We start from the raw sequence: 23,103 nt of genomic DNA, 5'->3' as shown, positions 1-23,103 counted from the left end.
AGGTGCTGCCCTACTGTTCCAGAATTTAGCTGACTACCCTCTCATGTCCTCGCGTAACCACTCCTGCATAGGATGTGCAAGATTTCTTTTAATCCAGTTCAAGGGGTGAATTTTGCACCTGTCAATATCGGAGCCATGAATATCCATTTCATGCAAAAAGCATACGAAAGCGTAGTTTATTAATTAATAACACCCATTTTTGACTAGTATAATCATTATCCAAGGATCAATATTCTCCACAGGGTCGTGCAACACATAATGAATACCCAAGAACAAGACCGTTTGTTCGCGCTCCGTCAGCTAAACTTACTGGATACCTCTCCCAGTGAAAGCTTTGACCGGATCACACGGATGGCCAGTCAGCTTTTCGGTTTGCCAATCGCAGCCGTGTCGCTTACTGATGAGAACCGCCAGTGGTTTAAGTCTAGGGTAGGTGTTGATCATTGGGAGATACCTCGTGAAACCGCGCCCTGCGCGGATGTCTGCGATTCCTCTCAAATCCTTGTCATCCCGGATCTTCTCGCCTCGGACTGCTACCGGAATAGCTATTTAGCGAATTCGGGTATTCGTTTCTACGCGGGCGCACCGCTAGTGACCCGAGAGGGCTATACCTTGGGCGCGATGTGCGTTCTGGGCACTCAACCACGTGAGGTGTCTGAACAAGAGCAGGCGACGCTTTACGATCTGGCTGCCATGGTAATGGCACAGATTGAATTGCAGCATGCTTTCGGCCGGATCGACCCGTTGACGGGCCTTTCCAACCGCCATCAGTTTGCCGAAGACTTGCAAGACATGGGGCGAGACACACCGAACGGACGGCGAGTTGCCTTATTTACCGAGGTGGTCCATGCCAGTGAGTTAAGTACGCTTCACCGCACCATGGGACCCGCTTTTCTTGATGAGTTGGCACGGGTTACTGCTCATTGCTTGCAGCAGGCCATCGGCTCGAAATCGAAGCTCTATCACCTGGGCGGATGCCAATATGTGCATCTGGTGAACCAAACGAGTGATGCCGATCTGCTGGAAGAAGCGATTCGTTTACGCCAAGCGCTGCTCATGCTTGAATCCACCCGAGCCGTACCCGTATTGATACGCCCCACCATGGGCATCGCTCCATTTTGCCTGAGCGACGTCACGGCCGAAGATGTCTTGCGAACCGCTCATGCCGCGTGCCTGGATGCTCGTCAGGCAGGCAAAGTTGCCGGGCTCTTTTCATTGGACCTTGATGCCCATTACCAACGTCGCTTTACCCTACTGGGCGATATCAGCCAAGCACTTGAAAACGAGAACGAGCTTTATCTAGTTTTCCAGCCACGCGTCTCCCTGACGAACGGAGAGTGTTTGGGGGCGGAAGCGTTATTGCGCTGGCAACACCCAACCCTGGGTGACGTATCGCCTGGCGAATTTATTCCATTGATCGAAAATACGCCCATGGCAAAACCGCTAACGCAGTGGGTGTTGCGTCATGCCGTTCGACAAGCGGCAGCTTGGCATCGGCAGGGAAAAACACTTCAGATTTCGGTCAATGTATCAGCAACCAATCTTGAGGAGGAGGATTTTGCCATACGCCTCTTGGATGAAATGGCGCATGCGGCACTACCGAGCACCGCTATAGAAGTGGAACTTACCGAAAGCGCTCTGATTGGCCAGGGGGAAGTGGCGGCTAACCAGCTTAAGGCGCTAATCGCGGCAGGCCTGCGAATCGCTATCGACGATTTTGGTACCGGTTATAGCAGCCTCTCCTATCTGCATGAGATTCCTGCCCATACCGTAAAAATAGACCGCCGCTTTATCACCGAGCTTGGTCAGGACGCGCGCACCGAGACGCTGGTTAATTCCATGATCTCAATGGCCCATGACCTAGGCTACCAAGTGGTGGCCGAAGGAATAGAAAACGATATCTCCTACCGCCGCCTCATGGAACTAGGCTGCGACGAGGCCCAGGGATATTTTATCGCTAAGCCACTATTGCCCCAGGTATTCGAAGAATGGCTGCATGACAGAACAGTTCAATAATGCTAATTACCTGAATCTCTCCAGTGGATTTGGGCTAGCTCATGTATCTTCGTTATTGCTGCGGTTCCCTCTTCAAGCGGCCTGCCCAACAGTGAAACCGCTGCCAGCTGCGGCACGATGCCCAAGGTCGAACCTGTCATATAGTCGCGAAACTTGATGTTTGAGGCGATGCGGGCTGAGCGTTAGACGTATCGTCTTACCATGGTGTTAGTTTTGGGGGAAAGGTCACTTTCAATCCGGCCACCGGCGTGCACCTCATTGTTGGTAGCACTCCGCTCCTACACAGAAAAACCAGTTATTCTTTTTTCTGCCAAGGCCACCGCCCAGACAGCTCAACTTCCAGTGTGAAGCTAAGAAAGGTGCGTATTAGGACAACAATTGCCAATACACCAACCGTTTTAAATGTTAGTTCAACTGCAACAGTATGAACGATGTCTGCCGCAACGAGAAACTCTAAGCCGAGTAGAATTCCACGCCCGAGACTTTGACGGATCTGGCGAAATATTGGTTCATTTTTATTTTTTCTTAAAAAAATTATCGGCTCAATAATTAAAGCATAAAATGCGAACCCGATTATAACGAAAATACCAAGCAACTCCAGTATTGCCACTACCAATTCCGCAACTGGCTTTATAAGTTCTATCACATTTCCTCCAACATAGTATGAACCTCCTAAACAACATTCATATCACCCTAGAAACCGTTCTTTGAGGGGTAAAGCGCTATCACGTATCTTTAATCTTTATTATGCCAGGGGTAACTGTTCCTCACGAAACAATAGCTAGCAGGAGCTGTTGACATTTTGTAAGTACCTAGACAGTAAGTACTTAGGCATAGAAGGTACGCCAACATTCCTAGTAACATATTGTTTTTATTTATTTAAAACGTTTAGCTGCAGCCCCCAATACGCCTCCTTTACAACTAGGGGGTTAGCTTCTAACTTGCAGATAAGTAAAAAGTGAAGAGATTTGACATGTTAATCAAACGTAATATTTATGTCAGCACGCTAGCCATCGCCACTACTACTGTGGGGCTTCAAGCCCACGCGCAAGATAAAGAAATAACGCCATTGAGCGACTGGAATTATGAAGATATTTATGAAGCTGGTGGCATAAGAGCTGATAAATTAATGGATGCCGAGGTCTTTGGAGATAATGAGGAAGAAATCGGTAGCGTCGAAAATGTGCTTCTTACCCAGGACAATAATATAGCTGCCATCATCGCCCAGGTAGGCGGGCTCTGGGATATTGGGGACACGCATGTCCTGGTTCCCTGGGAAAACATTGAACTGCATGAAGGCGGTGTAAAGCTTCCTGTAACAGAAGACAATGTCGATGAATACGGCCTCTTTGCTTCTGATGAATACATTACCGAACAAAGTCTCAGCCAGACCCAGCAAGTTGCGGATGACATCGACACTGGCTCGGATATTTGGAAGCTCACCGATGTGCTCGACGACTATGCATCGGTTGGAGAAGGTGTCGGCTATGGTTATATCGACAATATATTGTTCTCGCGTAATGGAGAGATTCAAGGCGTAGTCGTCGATACTGATAGCCGTGGACCTTATGCTTTTCCCTTTTACGGTTATGGGCATGGATGGGCCCCCAGCTACGCCACTTACGCCTTGCAATATGATGAAGATGAAATTGGCGAAATGCAGCCCTTCGACTACGAAAGATACGAGAGCCTTATTGAGTAACAAGAGGTGTCAGTTGCTGGCCTAAAAATTAAGAAAGATCTTATATAACAGTGGCAATGGATGCTCATTTAGGCCATAAGATGAAAACGTAAGCTACTTATAGTAATAGAAGCGCACCTCAAATCGATTAAGAATCTTACCTGTAAATAGTAAGGGTATAAGGGGTACTGCGAAAATTATCATGGCGTCGTAATCAAACATCGATATGCCCGACGCATTTATCGGTGAGACGACGGAGGCTAGCCCTAATGCCCATGAAGCCTTGGTTTTATTTACATACTAACAAGCAACCCCAAGGCGCCTAAGCACGAAAGGCGTATACGTAAGCTTCGGCGGTACCTCCCTTTCTGTACGACCGCGAAACGGCGGGAGGCGGCATTGCCACCATCAATAGAACCAGGCTCACCATAACGGGTATTCGCCTTAATCATACTGCCAGCACAGCGTTGACCAGCCAGCCGTTGTAGATTACTAAAGCCAGCAGTAGCACGCTTGCCTCAATGCGATTGATGCGCCCCTCGCCGCGGAACCCGTAGCCCATGAAGAATAGGCCCAGAACCATGGCCATCATCACCGGCCAGTCCCGGCGCATAATCTCCGCGGAAAGCGCCTCCATCGGTGCGATAATGCCTGCAATACCTACCACCGCTAATAGGTTGAACATACAGGAGCCAACGACATTGCCAATGGCAATATCGTGCTCCCCCTTGCGTACCGCGGCGATTGAAGATGCCAACTCTGGCAGCGAGGTACCCAGAGCCACGATCGTGAGTCCGATGATGAGATCGCTTACACCCAAGGCACTTGCCACGGACACAGCACCCCAGACCAGCATCCGCGAACTCACCAACAGCAGCGTCAACCCAACCAAGAGCCAAAAGATGGCTCTGCCAAGCGTCATGGCAGGCGAGGAAAGCTCTTGTTCAGTCTCTTCGGCTGACGGATCTCCCTTGCCACGCAGCGCTGCCCAGGTCGTCCAGCCCATCAAGCCGAAGAACCCCAGCAGTAGCATCAGCGACTCCCATCGGCCAAGTTGGTCGTTCCAGAAGAATCCCCCTGCCAAGGCTCCAAACAGCAATAACAGCGGCAACTCACGGCGGATGATCTTCGAATGCACCGCGATCGGCACGATCAGAGCCGTCACTCCGATGATTAGGCCAATATTGTAAATATTGGATCCCAGCGCATTGCCGAGAGCCAGTTCGGGATTTCCGTCCAGGGCCGCCATGATGGACACGACGATCTCCGGGGCTGAGGTGCCGAACCCGACGATGACCATGCCAATCACCAGAGAGGGTAACCCGATGTGCACGGCCACTGCCGAGGCACCATCGATGAAGCGGTCAGCGCTCCACAGAAGCAGAACAAACCCCAGCATGATGGCCAGAATCGGTAAGAGCACGATGTCTCCTCAATAGCTGCGAGCGGCACTTGATCAATCGGTGTAACAGGAAGCGCAAGCGCATGAATGGGATGGCATGGAGTCAGGAGACCTGCAACAAGGTATAGGGCGCCTCGCAGGCGTGCCGTTCGTCGCGCTCGTCGACGCTACCCAGCCCGAGGTGGCGATCGTTGTCGTAAGCAACAAACAGTCGATCATGATCCAGCACGGCAAGGCCCTCTGCCTTGTGCTCAAATTCCAGCGGCAGCCCCGATGGAGTGGTCACCAGCGCTGGACTGCTTCCCGCATGGAAATCGCCCAGGCTGACTTCCCAGAGATAGCCCCCGATGCGTTCCTCACCCGCTTCTTCAACCTCGAAGCTGTTTAGCAAGTAAAGGCGCCCATGGTAAGGGTCATACTCCAGACTCGACAGGCCACAATCGTAACGAACCGCCGGGTGATTGCCCGGATCGAAGGCATAGTGCTCGCGCATTTTATCGATGAACACCAGGTTGCCACTTTCACTAATTTCGTAATGGGCGCCCACGATACGGCTTACATAGGTGAAGTCATCATGGGCCTGCCCCTGCTCGCGAATACCGAACAGTAACAAGCCATCGCCGCGCTCTCCAGGTACCGCGGCAAGCCCCTCAACTTTGTAGTAAGGGTAGCCAACAGCTTCATCGAGCTTAGTGCGTAGCTCCAAGGAGCCCTCAACACCATCGCGTGGATCGGGATCTACTACCTGCACTTTTTCGGGCTCGCCCAGCGGCCAAATCAGCAAATGGTTGTAGTCGTTCAGGGCATGGCTTTTGCTGTCGATTCGATCAAAGCCGGTGGTCGCCAATACATAACGACCATCCGCCGTGAGGGAAAGGTCCTCGTACTTGACGGCTTGTTTGATGAGCGGCGTTGTGAAGTACTCCAACTGGCTGTCATCCGGCCCCTGCTCAGTCATCGGCATGGCAAACACCGCCGAGCGGCCCTCACCAGGGACCGGCTTGTCACTGGCCAAGATAAGTCGCTTGCCGTCATAGAGCACCGCGGACACCTCGGCATTGACCAGTTTTCCTTGCTCATCGCGTAACCCAGCGGGAAAGCAGTGAATAGTTCCTTGCTGCAGAATTCTCGCGTGTGTCATGGTGGTAGATCCTCACGACTGCCAAAAATAAAACAAAGCTTACTAGACCTTAGCGTCCAGCGTCGAACAGAGGTCTGCCCTTTCAACGGGGCTCGACCTCAGGCGAACAAGCAGGCATGGTAGGTATTGTTATCCACCATTAGCGAAACAACAGGAGGTTACGCCAATGCCGCATTATCTTACTAAAACCCTATGCACGATGGGGCTATTATCGATCTTGATATTTTCACCCAACGCCTTCAGTCAACAACAACCGGGGGCAGCTTCCGGTGAGGGCGTCACCACCGAGTCGTTCCAGGACTGGGAGGTCCGTTGCCAGCGTAATGCCGAGGGCCCGACCCCTTGTGCGATGGTACAAATGGTCACTCAACCTGACAGCGACCAGCCCTTGATGCAGGTAATTCTCGACTACCCGCCCCAGATCGATGACCCGGTGATGAGCTTCTTCGTGCCGCTGGGGGTGCGTCTGGCCGCGGGCCTGCAATTGAGTGTGGATAACGGTGAACCAGTCCAGTTCCCCTATCAGGTCTGCCTGGAGCAAGGGTGCCGTGCTGACGTCCCCATTGAGCCGTCGATGTTGCAGCAACTCCGCAGTGGCAGTACAGCAACCCTCAGCATGATTGGTCCACGCGGTGACCGCATAGACCTGGATATTTCGCTGATTGGCTTTACCGACGCCAGTACCCGCATCGCTCCCTAGTCTCAGGGACCTTCCCCCGACTATGCCGGCCCACAAGGGCCGGCAACGTCGATATGATTGGCGCGCTGACCAGTGACGCGCATCCAGCCAACGAAAGGCTAAGAGCCGACGAGGGTACCAACCTGGTTGCAGCTGACGTAGGGCGTAGATAGTAACGCCATGGATGCGCTCGACGATCTCCTATGAGCGATCATAGTTCCGTGTATGCAAGCTGGATAGCTAGAAGCCCCCGTTGAGGCTGAAAGACATTTGGGCCACACGTTCAGCTACAGCTTGTCAGCATTTGTCTCTTCAGGTCGTATTAGTCAATTCGTCGCACTGCCTCCTCTGACGATTTATTGGCCACAGAGCTTACGTTCCATATTGCTTTTGGCAATATGTGTGGCGCTCAGACTTCGGTTATTTTTCGACGCCAGATGTCGGCCAAAAGCGGTCTTTTAGGCGGAAATAATATAATGCTGCTAGCACGTGCAGCTTTTTAGTAGAGGCAAAACCGCCATAGTGCCTGAACTTGTTATACACTCAGTCGGCTCTCTATATGCGCCGCCCAAGATTCGATATCTATTGGACATAACATCTAGAGTCAATTAATCTAAAACATTAGCCAAATGGTGATGAAAATATTGAATTAAGTTTGTCCTCGTATAACTTCATATTTTGGCGAATAACTTTTTCTTGATTAGAGTCTTCTACACCTTCTAACTTACCTTTCTCCGCTTGCCACATAAACTGGAGTATTTCAGCACGAAGCTGATTACCTAAAGTCTGCAACTGCCTATATTGAACACCTTCTTGAAGCTCTAAAAAACGTGCTTGGGATGCCAAGATCGTTGTTTGCTTGTACAGCAGCTCTGCTGTTATAGATACCTCTTTGCGTGTCGCATCAATCTCTTTCATTTGAAGCAACAAAGTCGACACAACCCCAGCAAATGCCAAGCCAGCAAAAAGAGCGTTAACAGCCCCAAACAAACTTCCAAACTGTCCAAGCACAGCCCAATCTTGGAAATAAAAGTAAGCCGCGAAGGATACTGCAGCCCAAAGCGCCAAGACGACAATGAATATCAGAAAAATGTTTACAACCGATAATTTCATTACAATCTCCTAAAGCTCGATGGAAATTATTTTTAACCTCATCCATACCTAAGACCAATATACGCAACTTCCCGTTTTTTTCTAAAATCAATATATTGATATAACCCATAAATATTTATCAAAGTCTTAAAACCTAAGATCGGTAGACAGGCAATAAACTTCCAGGAAGAACATAAGAATCATGAACTATAACCACCATTGGTCAGCATAGACCTAACCTCCGTTTCCGGCCAATAGCAATCTTTTAGCGTAAGCTGATATAATGTCCACAGCAGCGCCATTATGAAGTAACGAAAGAAAGGAAAAATGACCGGTTGACTGCGCATGTTTAATGGGGAGGTTCTATTTTTTAGGCGCTTCTTTAGGTTGAATGGGAGGTAATGTCATGTTTATAAATATTTTATTCCTGTCTACGGATTCACCTGAAAGCCCCAGCGCATGGACTAAATCTAACCCCGCTTGAAGGCGATTGGCATACGTCCAATTATTATCGTGTTTCTTGCGATAATTAATTTCGTCTTCTATACCTTTAAACACGTTACTCTCAGACTGTAGCTTTCTTGCTATTCCCTTAGCCTCTCCCATAACTTGGCCAGGATTTGGATCATACCAACTCTGTGAAGTAAAGAAATTACGAATTCCTAAATCTAGCTGCTGCACAATATCTACCTCACTATCTTTATTTAACTTGAGATCTTCTCTTTTTACAGGTTTATCCACAACACCGCGAGCAGCAAATCCTGCTGCGAATGCGGCGACTATCGTGCTAAGAAACCAGATGATTGGACTATTCTTAATAGATTCTATAATTATATTAATTTCATCCATATTTAACCTCTATGTCAAAACTGTTCAGCATTCTATCAGCACGAATAAATGCACCAACTGCATTTATCGGAAGATCCACTTGGGGCCGTCATCTGCCCCACTATTAGGATAGGGCGAGATTCTTAATTCGGCCATGAGCGGATGTTCATATCATCTTGGTCAGCAGGGCCCGTAAGCGCTTCTTTTACAGGCCCTGGCCGTGTGAAAACAGAAAAAAGCTGGCCTACTCAAGAATCTTCACCCTCAGCTTTCTGTTGAGTCCATACAAGCCTCTGCCAATGCAGGCTCTGCGTGATCGGCTGCATCCAGCAGTCCCAGGTATCGCGAGCAAGGCCAAGGAGACAAGGGCAAGGGCAAGGGCAAGGGCAAACCAGATTTCGATAGTCATGGGGCGCTAGCCTAGGGGAGTTAAATGCTAAGTAAGCATAAGGCGCAGAAAGATTAAGTATTTTGCTATTGGCTTAATAACGTTATCTGTCATCCTGAATTTCTGCTTTCACCACCATCAAAGTATTCACTATGTCTTCACATTGGATTATCGGCCCTGGGGCCATTGGCCGCCTGCTGGCCCACTCGCTATCGCCTTTCACTGCCACTGCGTTAATCGGTCGCCGAGCCCTGCCTGAGCAGCAAATATTCACCTCTCCCCAAGGCGAGCAACAAACGCGTCTTCTTCATGTACCAACGGTTGATCAGCTAGTTGCTGAAACGCATGGGCCGCCCGGCTTTGTGCATATCACTACCAAAGCGATGGCCACTGAAGCAGCACTTGCAAGCATCGCGAATGTGATTCCCCCCACTACCCCGCTGGTGCTATGGCAAAACGGCTTTTTGGCGCAGCCGAGGATTACCCAGGCGTGGCCGGGGCCAGTGCTTTGCGCTACCACAACGGAAGGTGCTTATTTGACGGACGATGATGGCGTGATGCATGCCGGGCGTGGGCATACTTTTGTGGGAGACTTGCATAACCAGCACGCTGAATTAGCGGAACAACTGGCGCAGACATTAACCCAGGCGGGGCTTACCGCTACGGCAGTTGATGATATTCACCAACGCTTGTGGCAGAAGCTGGCGGTGAATGCTGCGATTAATCCGTTGGTGGCTTTGAATGGCATACGTAATGGTGAGTTGCGTGATGAGGCGTACGCACGCCGGGTCGAAAGTACAGTGAAGGAAGTCGCGGCGATTATGCGGGCAGAAGGTATTGCCTCGCCAGTGGGTGAGCAAGGCGAAAAAGCCTGGCTGGCATTAGTGTGGAAAGTGGTGGAGAACACTGCGAACAATAAGGCGTCGATGCTGCAAGATATTGAGGCCAAACGCCCCACCGAACGCGGAGCGATTTTGGGGCCACTGGTTGAAAGCGCCCAGCGCCATGGGTTAACGAGTGAGGTGTTGCAAGCGCTGGATGCAGAGATAGCGGAACTGGAAGCGGCGTATGGTCGTTAGGTAACGGGGATCATCACCACTTTTTGAAAGCTGGGCAGTTCGGTGAGTTGTTGGTACCAGCGTTCAAGATTGGGGTGGGCTTTCCAGGTTAGGCCGCTGTTGAACAAGTTATATACGAAGGGTGCAATGGCGATGTCACCCAAGCCAAAGGCTGCACCGGAGAACCAGCGCTGCTTTGTCAGCGCGTTATCCATTATTACAAATAGCGCTTCGCACTCCTGCACAGCCGTATCAATCGCGGCGTTATCGCGTTTTTCTGCTGGGGTTCTGACATAGCCCATCAGGATCGCCCGATGCTTGGGCGATAGCGTACTGTTCGACCAATCCATCCATTTTTCCACTTGCGCCCGCTCGGCCGGTGCATCAATCCAGAGTTCGCTCTGCCCATACTGCGCAGCCAGGTAACGAATAATGGTATTAGATTCCCACAGTACGCTATTGGTAGCGTCATCTTTGAGTAGCGGCACCAGCCCGTTGGGGTTCATGGCCAGGTATTCCGGCGTGTTATTGACCCCATGCTGAAGGCCAGCCGGGATTTGTTCAAAAGGCAGTTCCAGCTCTTCTAACACCCACCGCACTTTTTTAACGTTGGTGGAGTTATTGCGGCCCCAAAGCGTGATCATGGCAATCCTTTTTTAGTGGTTTTTTTGAGTTTGCCCGCAAGCCTTGGGTGTGACAAGTAGTGGGCAGGCGCGCTGCCCCTACCACTCCTCTTTCACCGTTGGCTATTCGCCTTCTTTATCTTGATAAAACCGCATTAGGCTTGAGAAATCGAGCTTGCCGTTGCCTTTGGCTTTGTGAAGAGTGAACAGCGAACGAGCAGCGGATCCCATGGGCACCGCAGAAGCGCTTTGCTGACTGACATCCATGGCGAGCCCCAGGTCTTTAATCATTAGGTCTACCTGGAAGCCGCCTTGGTAGTTTTTGGAAGCCGGTGCATTTTCCATGACGCCTGGGTAGGGGTTGTAAACGTTGAGCGCCCAGTTGCCGCCGGAGCTCTGCTTCATAATCTCTGACAGCACAGCGGGATCTAGGCCGTTTTTAACGCCCATATTGATTGCTTCGCAGGTGCCCGCCATCAGGATAGAGAGCAGCATGTTATTGCAGACTTTGGCCACCTGCCCTGCGCCATGGTCACCGGCATGGAAGATGTTTTTGCCCATTACGTCCAGCACCTGCTTGGCCTGTTCGAACTGGGCCTCGGAGCCGCCGACAATAAAGGTGAGTGTGCCCGCTTGGGCGCCACCAACCCCGCCTGACACCGGCGCGTCCACAAAGCCAATGCCCTTTTCCGCGCCAGCGGCGGCGACACTGCGCGCGGTATCGGCGTCAATGGTGGAACAATCGATGACCAGCGCGCTCTGCTTGATTACATCAAACAGCGGCGTATCACCCTCTACATAGAGTCCGCGCACATGTTTTCCCGCCGGCAGCATCGAAATGACAAAATCCGCATCGGTGGCAGCTTCTTGGGCCGAAAAAGCCACTTCACAACCGTTGGACTTGGCAACGTCTAACGCCTCTTGAGAAAGATCGAAGGCGCGAACATTGAAACCTGCTTTTGCCAGATTGGCAGCCATCGGGCCACCCATATTGCCTAAACCAATAAACGCGACGGTAGTCATCTGTATTGTCCTTATTCGTTATATAGATTGTATCTAGGTCTGTTATTTACTGTAGATCGGCAAGCGGGTTCTTCTCCCACGGCGAAGCTAACAGCTCATCAATAAAGTGCTGCTCGACCGAAGCGACATCCGGGTACGTCCACACCGGTTGGCCGTCTTTATCGACCAGCAGCGCGCGCACCCCTTCGGGAAACTCACGGTGGCGGCAGCACTGTACCGAAAGCGCCATCTCGGACTGAAATACCTCTGCTAGCGACATATGCTTGGCGCGCTTTAGCTGCTCATCAATCAGTTTGACCGACACCGGGCTACCGTGGGCCAACGTTTTCTGTGCTTTGTTAAACCACTTATTGTCACTTTTCACCGCGGCAATGGCCGCGACGATTTGCTCGACACTATCGTGGTCCATCAATTCGCGAATCAGCGGTGAGTGCTGGTAAACGGGGGCTTCCAGCTCGCTGAAGACTGGCTGCGATGTTTGCTCTAGCTCACGCATGAGGCGGTTGACCACACCGTTGGCATCGGTATTTTCCCCTTTCCCCCAGCGTGCGTCGGCTAACTGCTGCAACAAGGCATCGCGGTGGTGGCTGGCAATGCAGCGGTCGGCCAAACCCAGATGCACGGCATCAGGTGCGTTGATCTGGCTGCCGGTCATCGCTAAAAAGCGCCCTGCGCCATTGGTTAAGCGGTTCAAAAACCAACTGGCCCCCACATCCGGGTAAAGCCCGATGGTGACTTCCGGCATTGCCAGGCGCGAGGTTTCGGTCACCACGCGGTGGCTGCTGGCACTTAACAGCCCCATGCCGCCGCCCATCACAATGCCATTGCCCCAGCAAATGACGGGCTTGGGGTAAGTGTGGAGGAGAAAGTCGAGCCGGTACTCGGTCTCAAAAAAGCGTTCAGGGAAACGGGGATCGCCGTCGCCGGTAATCGCCTTATACAAGTTCACGACATCGCCACCGGCACAAAAGGCTTTTTCGCCTTCGCTATCGAGCAGTACCGCCACGACTCGCTCATCGGTGGCCCAGGCGTGCAGACGAGGCAACATCGCTTCACACATCTCAAGCGTTAACGCATTGAGCGAGCGTTCAGCATTGAGCTTAATCTCAGCAATGACATGGCCATCGTGGGTAGGGTGTTCGTTAAACAGTACGCTGCTCATTGGTATTCCTTATTTTCTTACAGCTCGGTGGCACCGTCTGCCAGTACCCGGCGTGAGATGATCAGTCGCATGATTTCATTTGTACCTTCAAGTATTCGGTGTACCCGCGTATCACGCACGTAGCGTTCCATAGGGTACTCCTTGATATAGCCGTTGCCGCCGTACAGCTGAAGTGCCTCGTCGCATACCTTGAAACCCACATCGGTGGCGAAGCGCTTAGCCATGGCACAATAGGTCGGTGCGTCGGCGTGGCCTGCATCCAGCTTGGTGGCGGCCATGCGCACCAACTGCCGTGCGGCGACCAGTTCGGTGACCATATCGGCCAGGCGGAACTGCAGCGCCTGAAACTCGGCCAAGCGCTTGCCGAACTGCTTGCGCTCAAGCATGTATTCCCGCGCTTTGTTTATTGCCTGCTGAGCAGTACCGATGGAGCAGGTGGCGATGTTGATTCGCCCCCCATCCAGGCCCTTCATAGCGATCTTAAAGCCGTCACCTTCGTTGCCCAATAGGTGGTTGGCGGGCACCCGTACGTCTTCAAATGTGACCATTCGAGTGGGCTGACTGTTCCAGCCCATTTTCTCCTCTTTACGCCCGTAGCTGATGCCATCACTTTTGGCATCTACCGCAAACGCCGAGACGCCGCCTGCACCTTCCCCACCGGTACGCGCCATCACCACGAGAAAATCCGTGCTGCCGGCGCCAGAAATAAACATTTTACTGCCGGTTAATACGTAGTGATCACCATCACGCTTGGCGGTGGTTTTCAACGAGGCAGCATCAGAGCCTGAATTGGGTTCGGTTAAACAATAGGAACCCAGAAGTTCGCCCGTGGCGAGCCTTGCGCCCCACTGCTCAACCGCTTCAGGCGTACCGAAATCCGCCAACATCCAGGTCACCATATTGTGGATCGTTAGATACGCCGTGGTAGAGGTGCAGCCCATGGAAAGCTGTTCGAAAATGATGCTGGCGTCTAACCGGGAAAGCCCTAACCCACCCACGCTTTCAGGTGCATAGAGTGAGCAAAAACCCAGCTCGCCTGCTCTACGGATCACGTCGACAGGGAAGAACGAAGTTTGGTCCCATTCTGCGGCGTGAGGTTCTAGTTCATTTTGAGCAAAGGCCCGCGCCATATCGGCAAAGGCGACCTGATCTTCATTGAGTTCAAAATTCATGGCGTATCTCCGCTAATGCGCTAGCGCACTGGCTGTTGTCGTTGTAATTGACGTTAACGTTAACTTATCTATTTACCCACCCACAAGCAACATGCCAGCGCTTGCTACCTTAGATGTAGGTCTTCAATGAATAGCTAAAAAAAGGGCGCCAAGCGGCGCCCAACAGTAAGGATCAATAAGTCCGAGGCAGAGAAGCTTCTACTGTCAGAAAAACGGCTACTTAAAGTTCTTGCGATACATCTTGTCCAGCTCGCCGATAATCCCACTGCGAAAGCTAAGCACACAGAGGACAAAGATAATCCCAAGGATTACGCTCACCCAGTTGCCCAAGGGTGATTGCGCCAGGATATGTTGGAGGCTGACCACGATACTTGCGCCCATTAAAGGACCAAGCAGCGTGCCCACGCCGCCCAGCAGGGTCATCAAAATAACCTCACCCGACATATGCCAGTGCGCATCGGTCAGCGAAGCCAGCTGAAAAACCACGGTTTTAGTCGAGCCCGCCAAGCCCGCCAAACCTGCGGAAATCACGAACGCCACTAGCTTGTAGGCATCGGTGTTGTAGCCCAGCGATATTGCCCTGGGTTCGTTTTCACGAATCGCTTTTAGCACTTGGCCGAACGGTGAATGCACCGTGCGCTGAATAAGCGCGAAGCCAGCTATGAATATCGCAAAAACAAAGTAGTACATCGCTAGATTGCTACTCAGGCTGATGACGCCAAAGAGTTCGCCGCGCGGTACGCCGTGCAAACCGTCTTCCCCGCCGGTAAACGGTGCCTGAACGAACATAAAGAAAACCAGTTGCGCCAGCGCCAACGTAACCATCGCGAAATAGATACCCTGGCGGCGAATAGAGAGCACCCCAAACAGCCCACCAAGCAGCGTCGCCAGCAAGGTACCGGCAATAATCCCCACTTCTGGCGTTAACCCTGGGTAGCTTGCCAACAGGTAGCCAGTCACATAGCCACCGGTCGCCAGGAAAGCCGCATGCCCGAAGGACAACAGCCCCGCATAGCCCAGCAACAGGTTAAACGCACAGGCAAACAGCGCAAAACAGAGCACTTTCATTAAAAACACAGGGTAGGCTAGAAATGGCGCCACCAGCCCCACCACGATCAACGCCAGATAGAACATATTGCGGCGAAACTTCGCACGCTTCTGGCGTTCCAGCACGGCGGACGGGGCCGCCATCATTTGAGATTCCGTCATGCTTATGCCTCCTTACCGAACAGCCCGACAGGGCGCAACATGAGTACGAGGATCATGACGAGGAAGATCACCGTATTGGAGGCTTCGGGGTAATACACCTTGGTCAACCCTTCGATGATACCCATCGCCAGGCCGGTAATAATCGCGCCTAGGATTGAGCCCATTCCGCCAATGACGACCACTGCAAACACCACGATTAACAAACTCGACCCCATGGTGGGCGATACCGGATAGAGCGGCGCAGCCAGCACCCCAGCAAACGCTGCCAAGCCAACACCGAAACCGTAGGTAAGCGTAATCAGCAGCGGCACATTAACGCCAAAGGCCTGCATTAACTGCGAGTTTTCCGTGCCCGCGCGTAGGTAAGCCCCCAACCGCGTGCGTTCGATCATAAACCAGGTAAATAGGCACATGGCCAAAGCAGCGACCAGCACCCATGCGCGGTAAGTGGGTAAGAACATAAAGCCAAGGTTCAAACCGCCTTGCAGGATTTCAGGCGTTGCGTAACGTGTGCCGGAAACACCAAAAAAGTTGACCAGCGTGCCCTCGAAAATCAGCGCTAGGCCAAAGGTCAGAAGCAGTCCATAAAGGTGGTCCAGGTGGGCAATCCGGCGTAGTAAAAAACGCTCTAAAAGCACCCCAAACGCACCGACCACCAAGGGCACCAAAAACAGCGCCAGCCAATAATTAATACCTAGATAACGAAAGCCTAACAGCGCGGCGAAGGCCCCCAGCATGTATTGCGCCCCGTGGGCAAAGTTGACGATCTTCAACAGGCCGAAGATGACCGCCAGGCCCAGGCTAAGCAGTGCGTAAAAGGCACCATTCACAAGGCCCAGCGTTAGCTGCCCCATGAAGACGGCCATTGGCACGCCGAATATCATCGTCATAACGCGACTCTCCTCGCCGTCAAGCAGTTGGCGGCAATGCGCCGCCAACCGGTTCTACACGTCTCTTGCAATTGCTGTCTGATCCAAGCGCTGCCTGGAAATTAGTTTTGCACCAACTTGCACTGGCTTTCAGACAGCGGGCGGTAGGCTTCTTCGGCGGGAATCGTGCTGAGAATCTCGTAAAGGTCCCACTCACCAGTGGACTCTTCAGGTGTTTTCACCTGGGCCAGGTACATATCGTGGATCATGCGGCCATCTTCACGAATTTGACCATTACGGGCGAAGAAATCATCGATGGGCATTTCAGCCATTTGTGCACGAACAGCTTCAGGGTCGTCGGTGCCAGCGGCTTCGACGGCTTTCAGGTAATGCATGGTGCTGGAGTAAATACCTGCTTGCACCATGGTCGGCATGCGGCCGACTTCATCGAAGTAGCGCTGCGCCCATTCACGCGACTGTTCATCCATATCCCAGTACCAGCCGGTGGTGAGCAGCAGATTCTGTGTGGCCTCCAGGCCAAGTGCGTGAACGTCGTTCAAGAAAATCAACAGACCCGCTAACTGCTGTCCGGATTGCGTCAAACCAAACTGACTTGCCGTGGTGATTGCATTCACGGTATCCGCACCGGCATTGGCCAAGCCAATGATTTTGGCACCCGAGCCTTGGGCCTGAAGGATATAAGAAGAGAAGTCGTTAGTCGGGAACGGATGGCGCACACCGCCGACAATTTCACCGCCGCTTTCTTCCACGACTTTTGTCACGTCGGCTTCGAGCGCATGACCGAACGCATAGTCAGCCGTCAGCATGAACCAGGTATCGCCGCCCTGCTCAACCACCGCTTTAGCGGTACCGTTAGCAAGCGGATAGGTATCGTATACCCAGTGAATGTGGTTAGGCGTGCAATGTTCATTGGTAATACTAGAAGCCGCTGAGCCGGACACAATGCCCAGGCCGTTATTCTCTTCCAGCACTTTGGTGACCGCGATCGACACCGAGGAAGCCACCAAGCCGCCGACCATATCGACGTTATCCTGGTCGATCCAGCCACGCACCGTGTTTGCGCCAACGTCAGCGCTGTTGCGATCATCCGCGCTGGAAATCACGATCGGAGCGCCATTTACGCTGCCACCAAAATCGGCCACCGCCATCTCCATCGCGGTTAAGCCGCCAGGGCCAGCCAGATCGCGGTATGTACCGGACATATCGGCCAGGTAGCCAATGCGTACTTCGCCATCGCTCATATCCGCCTGGGCGGTAGACACAGCGAGGCTAGACGCTGCAGCGACGGCGATGCTGGTAGCCAGCGTTTTTTTCATAAAAGTCATATTCGTCTCCTGGCCCTTGGGGCCTTTGTTGTTGTCTAACGACGTGCAATTTATTGTTTTTTAATAACAGTCTTGTAATTTTTGAGCAGTTTGCGCTGATGTTGTGAGCGTATAATCGTGCGTGCTTTATACCCCTAGCATTGAGTTGAGATGTTCCCGACGCGATGGCAACTGCGCGGCGCTAATTTCTTCGACAATCTGACCGTGATCCATCACGAAGTGACGATCCGCAAGCGGTGCCGCAAAGCGGAAGTTCTGTTCCACAAGCACGATGGTCATACCGCGCTCTTTTAGTTGAACCAGCACTTCGGCTAACTTCTGAACAATGACCGGGGCCAGCCCCTCGGTGATTTCATCCAGCAACAACATGCGTGCACCGGTGCGCAAAATGCGCGCCATGGCTAGCATCTGCTGTTCGCCACCGGAAAGCCGCGTGCCCTGGCTTTTGCGCCGCTCATATAGGTTGGGGAACATGGCGTAGATTTCATCCAGGCTCATTCCCCCCGAGCGCACCGTGGGCGGCAGTAAAAGGTTTTCGTGTACATCCAAACTGGAAAAAATACCGCGCTCTTCGGGGCAGTAACCAATCCCTAAACGCGGGATATGGTGAGGCTTCATATGCAGCGTTTCGTTACCGTTTATCACGATAGAGCCCGTGCGACGTCCCGCCATATTCATAATCGACTTCAACGTCGTGCTGCGGCCTGCGCCGTTTCGTCCTAATAGCGTGACCAGTTCGCCACGCTTAACGTCAAAATTAACCCCGTGCAGAATATGTGATTCGCCGTAAAAAGCATGCAGATCCTGCACGCGTAACATTTCCAGGCTTTGGGCATTCTCGACAGGCGCGTGCGCTTCAGCAGTATTCATACGGCTGCCCCCTCTTTTTCAGAACCATCCTCTTCCGCGGCGTCGCTGCCCATATAGGCTTCGCGTACCAATGGGTTACGAGAGACCGTATCGTAATCACCCTCAGCGAGTACCGCGCCCCGCGCCAGCACGGTAATCCGATCACACAGGCGGCTAACGACGCTTAAATTATGTTCGACCATCAATACAGTACGCCCTTGGGAGACACGCTTAATCAGGGCCACGATGCGATCAACGTCTTCTGCCCCCATCCCCTGAGTTGGCTCATCCAACAGCATCATGCTCGGATCAAGCGCTAGAGTCGTGGCGAGTTCGAGCGCTCGCTTGCGGCCGTAGGGCATTTCCACCGTTAAAGTGTCGGCGTATTCACGCAGACCTACTTCTTCCAGTAGTTCAAGGGCTCGCTCATTGAGATGGTCCAGAGATTTCTCGGATTTCCAGAAATGAAACGAGGTACCCAGCTTGCGCTGTAGCGCCACCCGCACATTCTCAAGTGCGGTCATGTGGGCAAAAACCGCTGAAATCTGAAACGAACGCACCAGTCCTAACTGAGCTATTTCGTTAGATTTTTTACTGGTAATCGACTTTCCACGGTACAAAATATCGCCGCGGGTAGGTGGTAGAAATTTGGTCAATAGATTAAATACGGTGGTTTTGCCTGCGCCGTTGGGGCCAATCAGTGCATGGATATGCCCTTCCTGCACCTGCAGATTGACTTCGTCCACAGCGGTAAACCCACGGAACTCTTTGGTTAGTCCTCGGGTTTCGAGGACAGGTCCCTGAAGGACATCGTTTGCACTCATAGAGTGGCAAGCCTCTTGTTGTTGTAGTGCTGACTGTTGTAGTGCTGATCGTTGTAGCGCTGACTCTTTTACAGGTAATCAATGAAGTAGCATAAGTGCTTGCCACTGCCTTACCTGAACGTAAGGTGTACGTGCAAACTAGCAACTCTAGCTATGGCAATACAATTACAACTTTGGTCTATCGACGATATTTTGCTGAATTAACAGTCGCATCGAAAATAATAAAATCAGCTGTTTATGACATTTCAACGCTTTTCAACTGCTAGCAACTATCGCTTTACGTTAACGTAAACTTGTTTTAGCCTCAGTGGCAGTGTTCCATAGGTGTCATGTCTTGGGACTAATTCTAAGAAACTGTCCTTAAGAACAAAGCCTTTTTGAGAGAACGTCACCATGAGCAAAACTTACTCGATCAGTGAACTGGCCAACGAGTTTGATTTAACTACCCGCAGCATTCGTTTTTATGAGGATCAGGAGTTGCTTCACCCCACCCGCCGTGGGCAAACGCGGGTTTACAGCAGCAAAGACCGAGTGCGGCTTAAGCTAACCATTCGTGGCAAGCGTCTGGGGTTTTCACTGGCAGAAATTCGAGAACTGTTCGAGCTTTGGGACGAAACCCGCAGCGGCAGTAAAAAGCAGCTGCATTTAATGCTCAGCAAAATAGCCGAGCGACGAGCGGCTCTCGACCAGCAAATGAAAGACATCACAATGGTGCAACTAGAACTTGAAAGCGCGGAAATTCGCTGCCGCCAAGCGCTGGAAGAACTGCACGAAAAACAGAACGAAGAAGAGCGAGCGGGAGCAAGCGATCAGTCGTCGCCCTCCTCTCCTGCCACGATGCACTGAGTCGACATTCCATATACCGCCAGCTCGGCTAGCCGACACAGCTAACCACAAGAACTAGCCTCTATAAATAATTAGTAATAGGTGATTGACCATGTTTTCACACTACTCAGAACTTAATTTTGGCCTCGATGACGAACTGAACATGCTGCGCGAGCAGGTCAACGCCTTTGCGGCCAGCGAAATAGCGCCCCGCGCTGCCGAGATCGACCGCAACAATGAATTCCCCAACGATTTATGGAAGAAGTTTGGGGATATGGGCCTGTTGGGCATCACCGTCTCAGAAGAAGATGGCGGCAGCGGCATGGGCTACCTCGCCCACTGTATTGCCATGGAAGAGATCTCCCGTGCCAGCGCATCGGTCGCGCTCTCCTACGGCGCCCATTCCAACCTGTGCGTTAACCAAATCAAGATCAATGCCTCCCCCGAACAGAAAGCCAAGTACCTGCCCAAGCTGATTAGCGGCGACCATGTGGGCGCGCTGGCGATGTCCGAGCCCGGCGCGGGTTCTGATGTGGTCTCGATGCAGCTGCGCGCCAAGAAGGATGGCGACCATTACGTTCTTAATGGCAACAAGATGTGGATCACTAACGGTCCCGATGCCGATGTACTGGTGGTCTACGCAAAGACAGATCCGGAAGCCGGCTCCAAAGGCATCACCGCGTTTATTATCGAAAAAGGCATGCCGGGGTTCTCTACCGCCCAGAAGCTCGACAAGCTGGGCATGCGCGGCTCCAACACGTGTGAACTGGTGTTCCAGGATTGCAAAGTGCCCGCTGAGAATATCCTTGGTGACGAAGGTAAAGGGGTTCGCGTACTGATGAGCGGCCTGGATTACGAGCGCACCGTACTGGCCGCTGGCCCGATTGGCATTATGCAAGCCGCCATGGATGTGGTGATGCCCTATATCCACGAGCGCAAACAGTTCAATCAGTCGATTGGTGAGTTCCAACTGGTGCAGGGCAAAGTGGCCGATATGTACACCACCCTAAACGCCTGCCGCGCCTATTTATACGCCGTCGCCGGTGCCTGCGACCGCGGCCAAACCTCGCGCAAAGACGCCGCTGGGGTGATTCTCTACTGCGCTGAAAAAGCCACCCAGGTGGCGCTGGATTCCATTCAATTACTCGGCGGAAATGGCTATATCAACGAATACCCCACCGGGCGTCTGCTGCGCGATGCCAAGCTGTATGAAATTGGTGCGGGCACCAGCGAAATTCGGCGGATGTTAATTGGCCGCGAACTGTTCACTGAAACCCTTTAATTAAAATCAGCAGGGCCGCGCCATGAGTACCATCAATAGCCAAGTCAATCCGCGTAGCGATGTGTTTCAAGCCAACGAAGCTTCAATGCTCGGTGAAGTCCACAAACTGCGTGAACTGACCGCCGCTGTCGCGCAGGGTGGCGGTGCCAAAGCCCGCGAGCGCCACGAAAGCCGCGGCAAGCTGTTTGTCCGCGACCGCATCGATCACCTGATCGATGAAGGCTCACCATTTTTGGAGTTTTCCGCCCTGGCGGCGCACAACATATACGATAGCGAGATCCCTGCCGCAGGCGTGGTCACGGGTATTGGCCGTGTTTCCGGCGTGGAGTGCGTGATCGTCGCTAACGACGCCACGGTGAAAGGTGGCACTTACTTCCCCCTCACGGTGAAAAAGCATATTCGCGCCCAGGAGGTCGCCCGCAAGCATCGCCTGCCGTGCATTTACCTGGTCGATTCCGGCGGCGCCTTTCTGCCCCGCCAGGATGAAGTATTCCCCGACCGCGACCACTTCGGTCGCATCTTCTATAACCAGGCAACCATGTCGGCCGAAGGCATTCCGCAAATCGCCGTGGTGATGGGCTCCTGCACTGCCGGTGGCGCTTACGTGCCTGCCATGGCGGATGAATCGATCATCGTTAAAGAGCAGGGCACGATTTTCCTGGGTGGCCCCCCGCTGGTAAAAGCCGCCACCGGTGAAAGCATTAGCGCTGAAGATCTGGGCGGTGCGGATGTTCACGCCAAGGTCAGCGGCGTGGCCGACCACTACGCTGAAAATGATGCCCACGCGCTGCAGCTTGCCCGCGCCTGTGTCTCTCGCCTGAACTGGCAGAAGCGCGGCAAACTGGCCATGAAAGCGCCCAAACCGCCCAAGCTCGATCCCACCGAGCTGTATGGGATTGTGGGCACCGACCTGAAAAAGCCCTATGACGTACGCGAAGTGATTGGCCGTATCGTCGATGACTCCGATTTCGACGAGTTCAAACGTTACTACGGCGAAACCCTGGTGACCGGTTTTGCGCATATTCACGGCTACCCGGTCGGCATCGTGGCCAACAATGGCGTGCTGTTTTCTGAAAGTGCAGTGAAAGGCGCACACTTTATTGAGCTATGCGCCCAGCGCAAGATTCCGCTGATCTTCCTGCAGAACATTACCGGCTTTATGGTCGGCTCCAAGTACGAACACGAAGGCATTGCCAAGCACGGCGCCAAGCTAGTGACCGCTGTGGCCTGTGCCAAGGTGCCCAAATACACCGTCCTGATTGGCGGTAGCTTCGGTGCGGGCAACTACGGCATGTGTGGTCGCGCCTACGATCCCAACCTGCTATTCATGTGGCCCAATGCGCGCATTTCCGTGATGGGCGGCGAACAGGCGGCGGGCGTACTGGCTCAGGTGAAGCGTGAGCAGCACGAACGTGACGGTCGTGAATGGAGCAAAGAGGAAGAAGAAGCCTTCAAGCAGCCCACCCGCGAGCAGTACGAACACCAGGGCCACCCCTATTACGCCAGTGCCCGTTTGTGGGATGACGGCGTCATTGATCCGCTACAAACCCGCGATGTGCTGGGGCTTTCACTGGCTGCCGCAATGAACGCAGAAGTAGAAGAGACACGCTTCGGCGTGTTCAGGATGTAGGGGC

General features: G+C 52.7%; 21 protein-coding genes. 7 read left to right on the top strand and 14 right to left on the bottom strand.

From position 1 onward, the window contains the following. Window positions 1–258 precede the first annotated feature (258 nt). Entirely contained in the window at window positions 259–2,016 is a 1,758-nt protein-coding gene (locus ACUVOF_RS08115; RefSeq protein ID WP_447043868.1) for a sensor domain-containing phosphodiesterase, read from the top strand. A 295-nt stretch (window positions 2,017–2,311) separates the two neighbouring features. On the opposite strand, the gene ACUVOF_RS08110 is transcribed toward ACUVOF_RS08115, so the two are convergent. Further along, a complete protein-coding gene (locus tag ACUVOF_RS08110; protein ID WP_447043867.1) occupies window positions 2,312–2,662 on the bottom strand; it encodes a DUF1622 domain-containing protein in 351 nt (116 codons plus the stop codon). 327 nt (window positions 2,663–2,989) lie between these two features. Between ACUVOF_RS08110 and ACUVOF_RS08105 the strand changes: the two genes are divergently transcribed. Then, window positions 2,990–3,718, top strand: a complete 729-nt coding sequence (locus ACUVOF_RS08105; RefSeq protein ID WP_447043866.1) for a PRC-barrel domain-containing protein — start codon at window positions 2,990–2,992, stop codon at window positions 3,716–3,718. 427 nt (window positions 3,719–4,145) lie between these two features. Here ACUVOF_RS08105 and ACUVOF_RS08100 read toward each other — a convergent pair whose 3' ends face one another. Next, window positions 4,146–5,120 carry a calcium/sodium antiporter gene (locus tag ACUVOF_RS08100; RefSeq protein ID WP_447043865.1) on the bottom strand — a complete coding sequence of 325 codons (975 nt, stop codon included), beginning with the start codon at window positions 5,118–5,120 and terminating at the stop codon, window positions 4,146–4,148. A gap of 82 nt (window positions 5,121–5,202) precedes the next feature. Next, window positions 5,203–6,240 carry a hypothetical protein gene (locus ACUVOF_RS08095; RefSeq protein WP_447043864.1) on the bottom strand — a complete coding sequence of 346 codons (1,038 nt, stop codon included), beginning with the start codon at window positions 6,238–6,240 and terminating at the stop codon, window positions 5,203–5,205. A 166-nt stretch (window positions 6,241–6,406) separates the two neighbouring features. Here ACUVOF_RS08095 and ACUVOF_RS08090 point away from each other — a divergent pair, with 166 nt between their 5' ends. Then, a complete protein-coding gene (locus ACUVOF_RS08090) occupies window positions 6,407–6,940 on the top strand; it encodes an invasion associated locus B family protein (protein WP_447043863.1) in 534 nt (177 codons plus the stop codon). Window positions 6,941–7,540: 600 nt separating this feature from the next. Here the strand turns inward: ACUVOF_RS08090 and ACUVOF_RS08085 are convergent. Both ACUVOF_RS08085 and ACUVOF_RS08080 read right to left on the bottom strand, forming a co-directional pair. Next, window positions 7,541–8,032 carry a hypothetical protein gene (locus tag ACUVOF_RS08085; protein WP_447043862.1) on the bottom strand — a complete coding sequence of 164 codons (492 nt, stop codon included), beginning with the start codon at window positions 8,030–8,032 and terminating at the stop codon, window positions 7,541–7,543. 342 nt (window positions 8,033–8,374) lie between these two features. Then, window positions 8,375–8,860 (bottom strand): hypothetical protein, encoded by a 486-nt coding sequence (locus ACUVOF_RS08080; protein WP_447043861.1) that lies wholly within the window; start codon window positions 8,858–8,860, stop codon window positions 8,375–8,377. Window positions 8,861–9,379: 519 nt separating this feature from the next. Here ACUVOF_RS08080 and ACUVOF_RS08075 point away from each other — a divergent pair. Then, window positions 9,380–10,306, top strand: a complete 927-nt coding sequence (locus tag ACUVOF_RS08075; protein ID WP_447043860.1) for a ketopantoate reductase family protein — start codon at window positions 9,380–9,382, stop codon at window positions 10,304–10,306. Here the strand turns inward: ACUVOF_RS08075 and ACUVOF_RS08070 are convergent. The 9 genes from ACUVOF_RS08070 to ACUVOF_RS08030 form a co-directional block, all read right to left on the bottom strand. After that, window positions 10,303–10,929 (bottom strand): glutathione S-transferase family protein, encoded by a 627-nt coding sequence (locus tag ACUVOF_RS08070; RefSeq protein WP_447043859.1) that lies wholly within the window; start codon window positions 10,927–10,929, stop codon window positions 10,303–10,305. The genes ACUVOF_RS08075 and ACUVOF_RS08070 overlap by 4 nt on opposite strands. A gap of 102 nt (window positions 10,930–11,031) precedes the next feature. Continuing rightward, the gene (gene mmsB / locus ACUVOF_RS08065) at window positions 11,032–11,931 is read right to left on the bottom strand and encodes a 3-hydroxyisobutyrate dehydrogenase (protein ID WP_447043858.1); all 900 of its coding nucleotides are present in this window, start codon (window positions 11,929–11,931) and stop codon (window positions 11,032–11,034) included. Window positions 11,932–11,977: 46 nt separating this feature from the next. After that, window positions 11,978–13,093, bottom strand: coding sequence for an enoyl-CoA hydratase/isomerase family protein (locus ACUVOF_RS08060; protein WP_447043857.1), 1,116 nt, complete (start codon window positions 13,091–13,093; stop codon window positions 11,978–11,980). Between the two features lie 17 nt (window positions 13,094–13,110). Next, a complete protein-coding gene (locus ACUVOF_RS08055) occupies window positions 13,111–14,265 on the bottom strand; it encodes an acyl-CoA dehydrogenase family protein (protein WP_447043856.1) in 1,155 nt (384 codons plus the stop codon). A 216-nt stretch (window positions 14,266–14,481) separates the two neighbouring features. Next, window positions 14,482–15,474: a branched-chain amino acid ABC transporter permease gene (locus ACUVOF_RS08050; RefSeq protein WP_447043855.1), complete on the bottom strand. Its 993-nt coding sequence runs from the start codon at window positions 15,472–15,474 to the stop codon at window positions 14,482–14,484. A 2-nt stretch (window positions 15,475–15,476) separates the two neighbouring features. Then, window positions 15,477–16,364: a branched-chain amino acid ABC transporter permease gene (locus ACUVOF_RS08045; protein WP_447043854.1), complete on the bottom strand. Its 888-nt coding sequence runs from the start codon at window positions 16,362–16,364 to the stop codon at window positions 15,477–15,479. Between the two features lie 101 nt (window positions 16,365–16,465). Next, a complete protein-coding gene (locus tag ACUVOF_RS08040) occupies window positions 16,466–17,689 on the bottom strand; it encodes an ABC transporter substrate-binding protein (RefSeq protein WP_447043853.1) in 1,224 nt (407 codons plus the stop codon). Between the two features lie 126 nt (window positions 17,690–17,815). Further along, complete coding sequence (locus tag ACUVOF_RS08035) at window positions 17,816–18,559, bottom strand: ABC transporter ATP-binding protein (RefSeq protein ID WP_447043852.1); 744 nt, start codon at window positions 18,557–18,559, stop codon at window positions 17,816–17,818. After that, window positions 18,556–19,362 carry an ABC transporter ATP-binding protein gene (locus tag ACUVOF_RS08030; RefSeq protein WP_447043851.1) on the bottom strand — a complete coding sequence of 269 codons (807 nt, stop codon included), beginning with the start codon at window positions 19,360–19,362 and terminating at the stop codon, window positions 18,556–18,558. The genes ACUVOF_RS08035 and ACUVOF_RS08030 overlap by 4 nt, the downstream gene beginning before the upstream one ends. A 393-nt stretch (window positions 19,363–19,755) precedes the next feature. On the opposite strand from ACUVOF_RS08030, the gene ACUVOF_RS08025 reads away from it, so the two are divergent. The 3 genes from ACUVOF_RS08025 (at window position 19,756) to ACUVOF_RS08015 (ending at window position 23,099) form a co-directional block, all read left to right on the top strand. Beyond that, window positions 19,756–20,208 (top strand): MerR family transcriptional regulator, encoded by a 453-nt coding sequence (locus ACUVOF_RS08025; protein ID WP_447043850.1) that lies wholly within the window; start codon window positions 19,756–19,758, stop codon window positions 20,206–20,208. Between the two features lie 91 nt (window positions 20,209–20,299). Then, window positions 20,300–21,469: an isovaleryl-CoA dehydrogenase gene (locus ACUVOF_RS08020; RefSeq protein WP_447043849.1), complete on the top strand. Its 1,170-nt coding sequence runs from the start codon at window positions 20,300–20,302 to the stop codon at window positions 21,467–21,469. A 22-nt stretch (window positions 21,470–21,491) separates the two neighbouring features. Further along, entirely contained in the window at window positions 21,492–23,099 is a 1,608-nt protein-coding gene (locus ACUVOF_RS08015) for a carboxyl transferase domain-containing protein (RefSeq protein WP_447043848.1), read from the top strand. Window positions 23,100–23,103 lie beyond the last annotated feature (4 nt).

Source organism: Vreelandella sp. H-I2 (assembly GCF_052959335.1).
The sequence above is the reverse complement of the archived record's forward strand: the minus strand, read 5'-3'. Positions and strand labels throughout refer to the sequence as shown.